General features: G+C 63.2%; 13 protein-coding genes and 1 pseudogene. 2 read left to right on the forward strand and 12 right to left on the reverse strand.

Annotated elements, in window-relative coordinates; all coding sequences use genetic code 11:
• Positions 1-199 precede the first annotated feature (199 nt).
• A pseudogene (locus F6X40_RS39725) lies at positions 200-337 on the forward strand (VOC family protein); the annotation flags it as partial.
• Positions 338-390: 53 nt separating this feature from the next.
• Here the strand turns inward: F6X40_RS39725 and F6X40_RS39730 are convergent.
• From F6X40_RS39730 to F6X40_RS39770, 9 genes are all read right to left on the reverse strand, one after another.
• Complete coding sequence (locus tag F6X40_RS39730; RefSeq protein ID WP_187631643.1) at positions 391-768, reverse strand: BON domain-containing protein; 378 nt, start codon at positions 766-768, stop codon at positions 391-393.
• Between the two features lie 30 nt (positions 769-798).
• Complete coding sequence (locus F6X40_RS39735; protein ID WP_187631644.1) at positions 799-1,944, reverse strand: porin; 1,146 nt, start codon at positions 1,942-1,944, stop codon at positions 799-801.
• A 138-nt stretch (positions 1,945-2,082) separates the two neighbouring features.
• Positions 2,083-3,708 carry a 3-(methylthio)propionyl-CoA ligase gene (locus F6X40_RS39740; RefSeq protein WP_187631645.1) on the reverse strand — a complete coding sequence of 542 codons (1,626 nt, stop codon included), beginning with the start codon at positions 3,706-3,708 and terminating at the stop codon, positions 2,083-2,085.
• A gap of 40 nt (positions 3,709-3,748) precedes the next feature.
• Positions 3,749-4,114 (reverse strand): Rieske (2Fe-2S) protein, encoded by a 366-nt coding sequence (locus F6X40_RS39745; protein ID WP_187631646.1) that lies wholly within the window; start codon positions 4,112-4,114, stop codon positions 3,749-3,751.
• A 32-nt stretch (positions 4,115-4,146) separates the two neighbouring features.
• Positions 4,147-4,713, reverse strand: coding sequence for an RBBP9/YdeN family alpha/beta hydrolase (locus F6X40_RS39750; protein WP_187613938.1), 567 nt, complete (start codon positions 4,711-4,713; stop codon positions 4,147-4,149).
• An 18-nt stretch (positions 4,714-4,731) separates the two neighbouring features.
• The gene (locus tag F6X40_RS39755) at positions 4,732-5,580 is read right to left on the reverse strand and encodes a TauD/TfdA dioxygenase family protein (protein WP_184074482.1); all 849 of its coding nucleotides are present in this window, start codon (positions 5,578-5,580) and stop codon (positions 4,732-4,734) included.
• A 10-nt stretch (positions 5,581-5,590) separates the two neighbouring features.
• Positions 5,591-6,571, reverse strand: a complete 981-nt coding sequence (locus tag F6X40_RS39760; protein ID WP_184074480.1) for a quinone oxidoreductase family protein — start codon at positions 6,569-6,571, stop codon at positions 5,591-5,593.
• Between the two features lie 107 nt (positions 6,572-6,678).
• Positions 6,679-8,001: an MFS transporter gene (locus tag F6X40_RS39765; protein WP_184074478.1), complete on the reverse strand. Its 1,323-nt coding sequence runs from the start codon at positions 7,999-8,001 to the stop codon at positions 6,679-6,681.
• Between the two features lie 155 nt (positions 8,002-8,156).
• On the reverse strand, positions 8,157-9,212 hold the full coding sequence (locus F6X40_RS39770; RefSeq protein WP_090809455.1) for a 3-keto-5-aminohexanoate cleavage protein: 1,056 nt from the start codon (positions 9,210-9,212) through the stop codon (positions 8,157-8,159).
• A 242-nt stretch (positions 9,213-9,454) separates the two neighbouring features.
• Between F6X40_RS39770 and F6X40_RS39775 the strand changes: the two genes are divergently transcribed.
• A complete protein-coding gene (locus F6X40_RS39775; RefSeq protein WP_184074476.1) occupies positions 9,455-10,456 on the forward strand; it encodes an AraC family transcriptional regulator in 1,002 nt (333 codons plus the stop codon).
• Between the two features lie 87 nt (positions 10,457-10,543).
• On the opposite strand, the gene phaC is transcribed toward F6X40_RS39775, so the two are convergent.
• The 3 genes from phaC to F6X40_RS39790 form a co-directional block, all read right to left on the reverse strand.
• Positions 10,544-12,286: a class I poly(R)-hydroxyalkanoic acid synthase gene (gene phaC / locus F6X40_RS39780; protein WP_187631647.1), complete on the reverse strand. Its 1,743-nt coding sequence runs from the start codon at positions 12,284-12,286 to the stop codon at positions 10,544-10,546.
• 14 nt (positions 12,287-12,300) lie between these two features.
• Positions 12,301-12,771 carry a MaoC family dehydratase gene (locus tag F6X40_RS39785; protein ID WP_184074472.1) on the reverse strand — a complete coding sequence of 157 codons (471 nt, stop codon included), beginning with the start codon at positions 12,769-12,771 and terminating at the stop codon, positions 12,301-12,303.
• A gap of 82 nt (positions 12,772-12,853) precedes the next feature.
• Positions 12,854-13,311 (reverse strand): electron transfer flavoprotein subunit alpha/FixB family protein (locus tag F6X40_RS39790; RefSeq protein ID WP_222946296.1); only part of this gene is annotated, 458 nt, incomplete at its 5' end.

A 13,311-nucleotide genomic window follows, 5' to 3' on the forward strand; every position in this document is an offset into this window, starting at 1 on the left:
CCGAGCGCATAGGCAACCGTGATCGAGTCCTTGTGAACGTCAAGACCCACGTAGAGCGTGCTATCGTGTTCCATGCTGGCCTCCGTGTCGGAAATCGCCGGGTGTGGCCCTGTCCACACCGTGCGGCTCTGGCAGCAATGCTAACCCGCGTTTGATTCCTCACGGCGGGCCAGCCTTTGCCTCACGGGAGTCATGCTGTCTAACCGATCATTTTTATGGCGAGCGCTCGGCGACCGTGCGCGATCCATTCGGCCACGAATGGATGCTCGGCACGCAGATCGAAGCGCTCACGCCTGAAGAGATGCAGCGCCGTTACACGGCGCTGTTCGACAGCTAGTGGATTGTTATATTGGGCTCCTCGCGCTTAATCCCCCGATGCGTGAGCTCTTTTTACATCCCGCCGAACGGCTTTTCCACCGTGAGCTTGTTGGTCACCGAAGTCACCCCCGGAACACCCTTCGCGATCTCCGCGACCTGATTGATCTGGGAAACGTCGGTGACCGTGCCGCTCAGCGTCACCGCGCCGCCCTTTGCGATGACGCTTATATTGCCGGCGCTGATCTCCTTATGCTTGCCGATCGCGGCATACACCTGCCGACGCAGCGCGCGATTGGCTTTCCTCGAGCTGACGGGAGCGGCTGCGCTAGCTGACATCGCGGGTGCGCCCGAAGCTGCACTAGCCGTCTGGCCCGACTGCGACCATGCGCTGCTCGACGCGGCCAGAATCAATATGGCAATCGCCAACGCGCGTGCCTGAATGCTTTTCATCGAATACTCCAGTTGTTATAGGCGACGTAATCAGAAGTTATGGCGGATGCCGACCATGGCCGCCGTGGTGGACACGCCAGGCGCAACCGGGGCGCCATAGACGATGGTCTGATTCATGGTCCCCCTGTTGTTGACATAACCCACCTGCGCGTAAGCCTTGGTGCGCTGGGACAGGTTGTATTCCGCGCCCACGGCGAACTCGCCCGAATGGTTCGCCGAGTTGTTCTTGTCTTTCAGGTAGTAGTACCCGGACGTGATCTTGAAACGCGGATTGAACTGGTAGCCGAGGCCCCCCGAGATCATTTCGAAGTCCGCGGTGTTGGTATGGGCCGGGTTCTTGCCGGCGCCGTACGAGGCCGACACCGAAAATCCGGCGATCGTGTACAACGCACCGAAATAGTAGAAACGGTTGTTCGCAAGCCCGGTCGCGGGGATAGCGGGCGCCGCCGGGTAGGTGATCGGGTACGGGTTGGTATCGTGGCCGTTGTAATACAACGCGGACAGATTCAGACCGTAGTTCGAATACTTGAGCACGGCCGACTCGCGCGTACCGCCCTGGAACTGACCGGCGACGCCGCCCGGCGCGTACTCGAGCGCGAGCGACGCGCCATGGAATTTCGGCGAGTTGTAGACGAGCGCGTTGCTGTCGTACAGCGCGCCGATCGGCGCGTTCGTGCTCGTGCCTGGCCAGCCGGCCGCCTGATTGATGCCCAGCCACGCGGTCAGAACACTGCCGAAATACTGCGCGCCGCGGACGTCGGTTTCCGCCATCGCGTAGATCATCGGAACGATCTGCCGCCCGGCGTCGAAGGTACCGAACGGCCCCGATGCGCCGACCGTCGCGAACTGGTTGAAGATCGCCGTGACGCCCGGCGTGTCGGACAGACCGAACTTGCCGTTGGTGGTGTTGAACGCGCCCTGCAGCTTGAAGTTGATCTTGTAGCCGCCGCCGATGTCCTCGCTTCCCTTCATACCCCAGAAGCTCGAATAGATACCGCCGTCCTTCAGCTGATAAATTTTGCCCGTGTTCGGCGCGTGCGGCAGAAAGGTAGCGGCCGATGTGCTCTGATACAGCAGCCCCGTATCGACTACGCCATAAAGCGTCACTGACGACTGCGCATGAGCCGCGGTGGCGAAAATGGCCAACACGACAGCGCTGCTTGACTTCAACTTCATTGTGTCTCCTTCGCGTACCGGCGGTGGCGCAAAAGCCGATGCTGCGGTCGCTTCAAGTGGTTGGTGGTTTTGTGTGCGCCGGGCGTACCCGGTCGCGTTGTTGCGTGAATCGAACTGCGTTGCTGCGAAAGCCGTGCGTCAGGGCAGGTAGTAGTTGCCGAACTGATCGCGTAACTGGTTCTTCAGGACCTTGCCTGTTGCGCCGATAGGCACCGTGTCGACGAACACCACTGCATCGGGAGTCCACCAGCGCGCGACCCGCCCGTTGAAGAAGGACAGCAGTTCGTCGCTGGCCAGCTCGCTGCCCGGCTTTTTCACGACCAGCAGCAGCGGCCGTTCGTCCCACTTAGGATGCCGTGCGGCGATACACACTGCCGTCGAGACTTCCGGATGCAGATAAGCGACGTTTTCGATCGCCGCCGAACTGATCCATTCGCCGCCCGACTTGATCACGTCCTTGCTGCGATCGGTGATCTGCATGAAGCCGTGCCGGTCGATCGTCGCGATGTCGCCGGTCGGAAACCAGCCGTCGCACAATGGCGACTCGACGTCGGCGCCGAAGTACTGCTGCGTGACCCAGTGACCGCGCACCTGCAGATCGCCAGCGTTCTCGCCGCCCCACGGCAATTCATTACCGTTGGAGTCGACGATCCGCATGTCGATGCCGAACAGCGCGCGTCCCTGCTTCGCCTGAACCTTGTACTGATCCTCCATCGGCAGCGACTGCTGATGCGCCTTGAAGCTGCAGACCGTGCCGATCGGGCTCAATTCGGTCATGCCCCACGCGTGCAGTACCTCCACCCGGTGGCGCTTCTGGAACGCCTCGGTCATCGCGGTCGGACACGGCGCGCCGCCGATCACCGTGCGTCGCATCGACGAGAAGGTCCCGCCCATCGCATCGACATGCGTGAGCAGTCCCTGCCACACCGTCGGCACGCCGGCCGACAGCGTCACGTGTTCCGTTTCGATCAGTGCATAGAGCGACTTGCCGTCGAGCGCCGGCCCCGGAAACACCAGCTTCGCGCCGACCATGCAGGCGATATAGGGCAGCCCCCACGCGTTCACATGAAACATCGGCACGACCGGCAGGATCACGTCGCGCGCGGAACAGTTCAGCGAATCGGGCAGCGCCGCCGCGTAGGTGTGCAGCACGGTCGAACGATGGCTATACAGCACGCCCTTCGGATTGCCGGTGGTGCCCGACGTGTAGCACAGCGACGACGCGCTGTTTTCATCGAGCAGCGGCCACTCGAAAACGTCGTCGTGCAGCTCGAGCAGATCCTCGTAGCACATCAGCATGCCGGTCAGGTCGTTCGCTTGCGGCATGTGCGCGCGATCGGTCATCGCCACGAATACTTTCGGGCTCTTCACCCGGGGCGCGACGCTCTCGATCAACGGCAGAAAGGTCAGGTCGAAGAACACGACACGATCTTCCGCATGCTCGATGATGTACGCGAGCTGGTCGACGTGCAGTCGTGGGTTCAGCGTATGCAGCACGGACCCGGAGCCCGACACCGCGAAATAGAGCTCCATGTGGCGATAGCCGTTCCACGCGAGCGTCGCGACGCGCTCGCCCTGGCCGACGCCGAGCGTCGACAGCGCGTTGGCCATACGGCGCGCGCGCTGCGCGAGGTGCCGATACGAATAACGATGGATGTCTCCTTCCACGCGTCGCGACACGATTTCCTGTTCGCCGTGATGGCGCTCCGCGTGCGTGAGCAGCGCGGAAACCAGCAGCGACTGCTGCATCATCAAGCCTTGCATCTTTCCGTCTCCTGATTGGTTGTGGCGTCTCGGGCTTGGCCTACCGGCCTTCCGTTGCCGCGCTGCCGACTCGCGCATGCGAGGGCGTCGCGTTCGCCTCGTCGAGACTCACCACCACCTTTGAATCCACTATTTCGACCGGGAAGGTCGTCACGCTCAATCCGCCTGTTCCCGCCATGCAGCCCGTGCGCACGTCGAAGCGCAGACCGTGCGCCGGACAGCGCAACATGCAGCCTTCCAGCTGGCCGCTCGACAGCGCGGCCCCGTTGTGCGGACATGTGTTGTCGATGGCGTGAAGCGTGCCTTCGACGTTGAACAGCACGATGCTGCGGCCGTCGATGAAGGCCAGCTTGCGCTGGCCCGGCGCGAGCTCGCCGGCAATACCCACCACGATCCGACGCGACATCCCAGACTCCTTCTGATCCAACGCGGGCCGCGTCACATCAGTACCAGGCGGCGAATCAACGTCTCCGCCATCGGCCATTCGCCAAAGCCCGAAGCAGGGTTGAGGTGCCCCACTTCGCCGAGATCGACGAGGCGGCTGCCCCAGTCCTGCGCCATCTCCTGCACCTTCTCGAACCGCGCGAGCGGATCGTTGCGGCTCGCGCCGACGATGCTCGGAAACGGCAGCGGCTTGCGCGGAATCGGCAGCCAGCCGTTCTGCTCGAGCGTATCCAGCTCCGGATAGCCCGCCGGCATCGGCGTCTCGAGGTCCGCGGGCGCCGCGAGCAGCGCAGCGTGAATCTCGCGCTTGTGCTGCGCCGCCCAATGCACGGTGATCATCACGCCAGCGCTATGCGCGACCAGAATGACCGGGCCGTCGATCCGCGCGAGCGTGGCATCGAGCGCCGCGACGCGTGCCGCGCAACTGAGCTTGTCGTGCTCGAGCGGCGGCACCGACAGCGCTTTCGGCAGCCGTTGCTGCAGCAGGGTTTGCCAATGCTCCGCGACGTGGTCGCGCAGACCCGGAACCATCAGAATGGTCGGTTTCAATTCGTAATTCATGGGAAGCTACCTGCTAGTTCAGTACGGCTTGTCGCCGACGATGCCGGCGCGTTCCATCTTGCGGTGGCACGGCGGGTAGTCCATCACCGCATAGTGCTGCGTGCTGCGGTTGTCCCAGATCGCGATGCTGTTCTTCTGCCAGCGCCAGCGCACCTGGTACTCGGGGATGTACGCCTGGCTGATCAGATAGCGCAGCAGATCGCCCGCGCCCGGATTCGCGTCCTGCCCGAAGCGCACTCGCTCCGGCGTATGAAAGTTCGTGAAATGGCTCGTGAAAGCGCTCACGAACAGCACCTTCTCCTCCGTTTCCGGATGCGTGCGCACGACCGGATGCTCCGCGTCCGGAAATTGCGCCTTCAGCGCGAGACGCTTTTCGATCGGCATCGCGGCACCGAAGCTCGCCTCGATGCTGTGGCGCGCGCGCAGGTCCGCGACCTGAGCCTTCACGTACGCCGGCAGATTCTCGTAGGCGAGGACCATGTTCGCCCACATCGTGTCGCCGCCGACGGGCGGACACTCGACGCAGCGCAGCACGGCACCGAACTGCGGCGCTTCGCGCCAGGTGGCGTCGGCATGCCACGCGTTTTCGTAGCGGTCGTTGGGCTGATCCGGGGTCTTGTAGATCCGCACGAGGCCCGGATTTTCCGGATCGCTGCCCGCGACCGGATGGTCTTCCAGTTCGCCGAAGCGGCGCGCGAACGCCACGTGTTCGGCACGCGTGATGTCCTGGTCGCGCAGGAACAGCACCCGGTGCTTCAGCAGCGCCGAGCGGATTTGGGCAAACAGGCCATCGTCATGGATGGCGTGGGCGAGATTCACCCCTATCAGTTCGGCGCCGATCGAGTACGTCAGTTGTTCGACTCGCATGGCCAGCTCCTTAGATGACGAAGATCGACGAACCCGTCGTCTTGCGCGACTCCAGATCACGATGGGCTTGCGCCGCATCTTCGAGCGCATAGCGCTGATTCAGCTCGATCTTGATGCGTCCCGAGGCGATGAGCCCGAAGATTTCGCCGGCAAGCTCGTCCTTCTCGGCCGGGTCGGCGATGTAGTCAGCCAGCGCCGGGCGGGTCAGATAGAGCGAGCCTTTCATAGCCAGCAGTTGCGGATTGAACGGCGGGATCGGGCCGGAGGCCGTGCCGACGCAAACCAGCAGACCGCGGCGCTTCAGCGAATCGAGCGAGGCCTCGAAGGTGTCTTTGCCGACGCTGTCGAACACGACGTTCACGCCGACGCCATCGGTCAGTTCGCGCACGCGCCTGGCGACGTCTTCGTGGCTGTAGTTGATGACGTGGTCGCAGCCGTGCGCGCGGGCCACCTCGCCCTTGGCCTCGTTCGAAACCGTGCCGATCACGGTCAGACCCAGCAGCTTCGCCCATTGCGAAACGATCAGGCCGACACCGCCGGCGGCGGCATGCAGAAGGATCGTGTCGCCCGCCTTGAAGTCGTGAATGCGGCGCATCAGATACGCGGAGGTCAACCCGCGCATGGTCATGCCGGCAGCCGTTTCGCAGTCGATCGCATCGGGCAGCCGGATCAGCGGCGCGGCCGGAATCAGGCGTTCGGTGCTGTACGCGCCGAGCGTGTTGAGAAAGCCCGTGTAGGTCACACGATCGCCCACCGCGACGTTCGTGACGTCCGGGCCAACGGCCTCGACCACGCCCGCGGCCTCCACGCCCATCCCCGCGGGCAGCGGGACCGGATACAGGCCGCTGCGAAAGTAGGTGTCGGCGAAATTGAGGCCCACTGCCTGATGGCGCAGGCGAACCTGACCGGGACCGGGGTTGCCCACTTCGACGTCCTCGTAGCGCAGCACGTCGGGACCACCGGTTTCATGAAAGCGAACTGCCTTTGCCATGTTGACTCTCCAATTCTTTACTTGATCTGCACTTTGCAGAATTCGTTGCGCCAGCGGCGCAGTTACAGGTTCGGTGCTCCGCGCCGTCCGCGCGGCACCATGCGATGTCAGCGTGCCGCCTGCTCGCGCAGCGTGTTCAGCCGATCCAGATCGCCCGAGTAGTTCCGTTTGCCGATCATGAATGCGGCGGCCGCGACGAGCGGTGCGAACGGCACCAGTTGCAACGCGCCCAGCAGTCCGATCCGATCGGCGATGATTCCCGTGAGAACAGCCGCCGGCGCGAGGCCCAGCAGGTTGTTCGCGAGCGTCAGGGTCGCAAACGCCGAGGCGTGAATCGTCGGCGGCGTGAGGTTCGCCACCATCGCACCCGACGGGCCGCTCGCACCGGCGCAGAAGAACATGCCGGCGCCGATCACGACCAGTTGCCACGGCCCCGCGGGCATCCGCAAGCCGATCGCGAGCAGAACGAAACAGGCGAGGCAGAAGGCGATCGCGGCGCTCCACTTGCGTTCCCGCATGTTCTTGCTGAGCCGGTCGGCGAGGTTTCCGCACACCACCATGCCCACCCCGGTCACCAGCACGAACACCGCCGCGCACATCGCAGCCTTGCCGGTGGCCATGCCGTAATAGCGATTCAGGAAGCTCGGCATCCATGCCCACACAGCGGCGGGAACCAGCAGATGGAGGCCGCTGCCCACATAGGCGCACACCACGGACTTCGTCGAAAACAACCCCTTCATCAGCGCGCGCAGGCTCATGCACATGCCGCGCGATTGCGCCTGCCTCGTCACGCTCGCAGGCTGCAGCGGCACAAGACGCTTTTCGGTGACGACGAGGCGGTAGATCACGACCAGCACGACCCCCATCGCCGCCATGGCGCCGAATGCCGAACGCCAGCCGAGGTGAGCCGCCACCGCGCCGCCGAGCGCCATGCCCAGCACCGAGCCGAACGCGCCGCCCGCCATGAAGGTGCCGGTCAGCGTGGAGCGCAGCCGGACCGGAAAGATGCTCAGAACAACTGCGATACCGACACTGCCATAGGCCGCTTCGCCGATTCCGACAAAGGCACGTGCCAGCAGCAACTGCCCATAGTTCGCCGAGATCGCGCAGCCCACCGTCGCGAGACTCCACATCGCCGCCATCAGCACGATGCTCTTCACACGGCCCCAGCGGTCGGCCAGAACCGACAGCGGGAACGTGAGCACACCGACCATCAGCGCGACCACGCTGCTGAGCGAACCCAGCTGCGCATCGGACAGATGCCATGCCGCCTTGAGCGGCGGAAACACGGCATTCAACACTTGCCGCGACATATAGTCGGAAAGCAGCAATCCGACCGTCAACGCAAACACTACCCACGCATAAGCGCGCACGTCTGTTTGAGCTGCCGAAACTTCGCCCGTCGCGGGCGCTGCATGCTGAACGAGCATATTTTGTCTCCTTCCACGCTGACTCCCTGGCGGCCGCCTTGCCCGCGTGGGCCGACGACCTGTTATGGATTCAGCTATCTGCTCCCCGCTATGCACCGGAAGCGTTAGCCATGAAGCCCGGCCTCGGCCAATGCGCCGGCCCGGGCTCCTGGTGATCACGCCGCGCGAAGCGGCAGGTTCCTGACACCGGCCTGGCGGTTCGGCGCCATGCCGTTGGCGACCAGCGTCTCTTCGACCGTCTCGTACTGCACACCAATACGATAGATCTCGCGCGCTTCTTTGCCAGTGGCAATTTCGCGCCCCAGTTCGCGCGCGACGCGCACGCACTGCTCGATCTGCTGCACCGACGTGAAGCGCTTGCCGTGCTGATCGATGATCGTGTCCTCGATGCCGCAGCGCGGATGCAGTCCCATCGACATCGCCATCATGTTGAACGGCAGCACGTTCTTCAGCAGCGACTCGGCGGTGAGCGTGCAGCCATCCGGCGCGCGATGCACGAAGTTGAAGAAGTTGAATGGATTGGGGCCGTCGAAGCCGCCACCGATACCGATCCACGTCAGATTCAGCGGGCCCTTGTAGACGCCCTTGCGCACGAGGCGCTCGAGCGTTTCGAGCGCGTGAATGCCGGTGAGCTGGAAGTGCGGCTGGATGCCCGAAGCCTGCAGGCGGCGCAGGTGTTCCTCGACCCATGCGGGGCCAGCCGGTACCGTCATTTCACTATAGGCGGCCATGAACCCGGGGTTGGAAAGCGAGGTGCCTGCCAGATACTCCGGATAGAGCAGCTCCATGATGTTCATTTGCGTGGTGTTGATCGCGACCGTCACCTGATCGGGCTTCGGATCGAGATCGGCCAGCATATGACGCGTGTCGTCGGACAGCCACTTCGCGGCTTGTCCGTCATCTTCCGGTGCAAACGAGATCGAGCCACCGACCTGAATGATCATGTCGGGCACTGCCGCGCGCACACCCGCGATCAGTTCGTTGAACTTCGACAGGCGCTTCGAGCCCTTGCCGTCCAGTTCACGCACGTGCAGGTGCAGTACCGTGGCGCCGGCGTTGTAGCAATCGACGGCCTTCTGGATCTGCTCGTCCATCGTCACGGGGATGTCTTCCGGGAAGTCCTCCGGCATCCATTCCGGGCCGTAAGGGGCGGTGGTGATGACTACCTTGTCCTGATTCTCAGGGTGCAACGAATCGTCGAGAAATTGCATTTGTTTGCCTCCATCCAGTTTTGAAGTGACGGTGTTCCGCTATCGCGAGGTCGCGTGAAAATTGGCTGGAACACATCGAACGACATGTGCCCACAATACGGCAATCGCGCGCTACACTTTTATGATTGGACGCCATCCTTTTAGCGATTCGTGCCACTGCGCGTTAACACCAATAATTGCGCGAAGGAAGTGTTTAATGACTAGAAAAATACTCAGCGTATGAATCGTCCGGAGAAACTACGATGGAAACGATGGTGACGTCGGTAGCCATGAGCGGTTATTTCGAAGTGACGCGACGGCTTGGACTCAATCCGGTCGAGCTCGCGAAACAGGCCGGCATCGACGCCGGCGCGCTCGCGAATCCGGACGATCGCGTATCGGCCACCGCCTGTTGCCGGCTGCTGGAAATGACGGCCGAAAAGGCGTCGTGCCCGACCCTCGCGCTGCAAATGGCGGAAACGCGGCAGACCTTCGGCAGCGGCGTGATCAATGTCCTGCTCGCGCACAAACGCACGCTGCGCGAAGTGTTGCTGGCCGCGGCCGAATACCGCCATCTGCTCAACGAAGCGCTGGCGGTGTACGTCGAGGACGCGGACAATACGGTCACCATTCGGGAGGAACTCGTCGTCGAACGGGGTACCCCGACAAGGCAGGCGATCGAACTGGCGCTCGGCGTCCTCGCGCGGCACTCCGGTGCCCTGCTCGGCCAGTTCTGGAAACCGCGCGAGGTCCACTTCACGCATCCGGCGCCCGCAGACCTGACGTTTCATCGACGCTTCTTCGGCTGTCCGCTGGTGTTCGGCAGCGACTTCAACGGGTTCGTCTGCGCAAGCGCCGATCTCGACTACCCGAATCCACTGGCCGATCCTGAACTCGTGCGCTATGCGGAAAGCCTCGCCTCTCCGCTGAACGTGAGCGCCGCGGAATCGGCCGCGCTGGAAGTGCGCAAGGCGATCTACCTGCTGCTGCCGCTCGAGCAGGCGAACGTCGAGCTGGTTGCACGTTATTTGCGTCTGAGCGTACGCACCATGCAACGGCAGTTGAATTCGGCCGGCACCAGTTTTTCGGATCAGGTCGAGGAAGTCCGCGGCGAACTCGCCGTGCGTTACATGAGCAATCCCACCTATCCGATCGGACGCGTCTCGGCGCTTCTCGGCTACGCGCAACAGGGATCGTTCACGAACTGGTTCGTGTCGCGCTTCCACATGACGCCGCGCGACTGGCGCGCGAGCCATGCGAAGTGACGGCCGGTGGCAGTGAAGACAAAAAAACGGAGGGTGATGCACTGAGCATCACCCCCCGTCGTTGCCGCACCCGCTATCGCCATCCGGTCACTCGGCGCGAAGCTTCACATAGCGGCCCGGTGCGCTCTCGATTGCCTTGTACTTCCTGTTGCCGAGCTTCGTGCGCGCCTCGACCTGCTCGCCGGAATGCTGCTTGACCCAGTCGATCCAGTGATTCCACCAGCTGCCGCGCTGCTGAACCGACGTTGCGAGCCACTCGTCGGCGTTCTCGTCGCAGGCATCGTTGATTCGGTAGCTGCGCTTGTTCTTAGTCGCCGGATTGATCACACCCGCGATATGGCCGCTTGCCCCCAGCACGAACTCGGTTTGACCGCCCAGTAGTTGCGTCGACTGATAGGCGGACCGCCACGGCACGATGTGATCTTCCTCGGCCGCCATCAGATAGCTTGGGATATCGATGTTGCCGAGGTCCACCGGCGTGTCGCAGAACTTCAGTTTGTTCGGCACGCACAGACTGTTTTCGAGGTACATGTTGCGCAGATAGAAGCTGTACATCGGGCCGGGCAGATTGGTCGTGTCCGCGTTCCAGTACAGCAGATCGAACGCGGCCGGGGTTTTGCCTTTCAGGTAATTGTTCACGACATACGGCCAGATCAGATCGTTGGCACGCAGCGACTGGAATACGAAGCCGAGTTCGCGTCCGGGATAGAGCCCACCGCCACCGATCGCATGCTCGCGCATCGCCACGCCCTGCTCGTCGATGAACACGCCGAGATCGCCCGGGTCGGTGAAGTCGAGCAACGCCGTCAGCAGCGTCAGGCTGGCCACGGAGTCGTCGCCGTTCGCACGCATGACCGCCAGCGCCGACGACAGCATCGTGCCGCCCACGCACCAGCCCAATGCATTGACCTGGTCGGCCCGGCTAATCGCACGCGCGACGCTGATCGCCTGCATCACGCCGTCCTCGAGGTAGGCGTCCCAAGTGGTCTGCGCCGTGTCCTGCTGCGGGTTGCGCCACGACACGACGAACACCGTCAGGCCCTGCTCGCAGGCGAAGCGCACGAAGGAATTCTCCGGCTGCAGATCCAGGATGTAGAACTTGTTGATGCACGGAGGAACGATCACGAGCGGCCGCGCGGCGACCTTCGGTGTCAGCGGCTCGTACTGGATCAGCTGAAACAGATCGTTCTCATAGACCACCGCGCCACTGGACGTGGCAACGCTGCGGCCCACTTCGAACGCGCTTTGATCCGTAATCGAAATCGAGCCGCTGCCCAGATCGTCGAGCAGATGCGTGACGCCCGCGAGCAGGCTCGATCCGCCCGATTCCACCGCCGCCCGGATGACTTCGGGATTCGTCGCGACGAAATTCGCGGGGCTGGCGAAGTCGATGAACTGGCGCATGAAAAAGCGCAGCTTGTGCTTGCCCTTTTCGTCGAGCGCGCTCGCCTCGACGAACTCCGCGAGTGCCCGGGCATTGATCAGATAGCTCTGTTTAAGAAGGCTGTACCAGCCGTTGCTGGACCAGTCGTCGGCGTGAAAGCGCCGGTCTCCCTGCTCGGGCTCGGCGACCGCCTTCAACTCCGTGCGCCCGCCGACCAATCCGGCGACGGCGTCGCTCCACAGTTGCGCCTGCTGTTGCAGGTAGTGGGCGCTCGTATGGGTCACGGAGCCTCGCGCAAACGGCCCGTTGAAATCGAAGTCCGAGCCGTCGGTGTCGGGCACCGTCGTAGCGTATTCATCCTTGACCGGCAAAAAACGCCAGAAATCGAAGCCGGCATTGACCCAGCCCGTGGAAAACTCGTGTGGCATGCTGAATGGCATTCTCATGGCGGGGCTCGCTATCATGCTTTGCTGACGGCGCAAGCCGCGTCCTCGACGACACGGTCGCGGCAGGTTGTCGGCATGACCACGGCGTCGCCTTCGATCACCACCTTGCCGCCGACCGTGCAAACGGTGGACAGCACCACGCGGCGCTTGTCGTGAATCAGTTCCTTGACGGTCACTTCGGCCTGCACGGTGTCGCCGGGTCGAACCGGCGCCTTGAAGCGCAGGTTCTGGCCGAGGTAGATCGTGCCCGGGCCGGGCAGCCGCCCCGCGATCGCCGCGGAGATGATGCTGGCGGTCAACATGCCGTGAGCGATGCGCCCCTTGAAGGGTGTGGTTTGCGCAAACTGCTCGTTGATGTGAACCGCGTTGATGTCTCCCGACGCGCCCGCGAAAAGCAGAATGTCCGCCTCCGTGATGGTCTTGGCGAACCGGGCACTCATGCCCGGTCGCAGGTCTTCGAAATCGTATCCGTTAAGCTCATTCATGATTATTCCGCTTGCTGGGCGCGCATTTGCCCTCTTCTGACGCGTACTGCGCGTTGTGCCGGACGCGAACCGCTGGATGCGGTTAGCCGAGCGCCTGCTCGAGTTCCGGCACGATGGTGAACAGATCGCCAACGAGGCCGTAATCGGCGACACCGAAGATCGGCGCTTCTTCATCCTTGTTGATCGCGACGATGACCTTCGAGTCCTTCATGCCGGCCAGATGCTGGATCGCACCAGAGATGCCGACCGCGACGTACAGTTGCGGCGCGACGATCTTGCCGGTCTGGCCGACCTGATAGTCGTTCGGCACGAAGCCCGCGTCGACCGCCGCACGCGATGCGCCCAGTGCCGCGCCGAGTTTGTCGGCCAGCGGTTCGAGCACCTTCATGTAGTTCTCGCCATTGCCGAGACCCCGGCCACCCGACACGATGATCTTCGCGCTCGTCAGTTCCGGACGATCGAGCTTCGTCACTTCGCGGCTCACGAACTGCGAGAGGCCTGCGTCGGCTGCCGCTTCGATCTTCTCGACCGCTGCGCTGC

The sequence above is a fragment of the Paraburkholderia sp. UCT31 genome (assembly GCF_014397655.1).
Classification (GTDB): Bacteria; Pseudomonadota; Gammaproteobacteria; order Burkholderiales; family Burkholderiaceae; genus Paraburkholderia; species Paraburkholderia tuberum.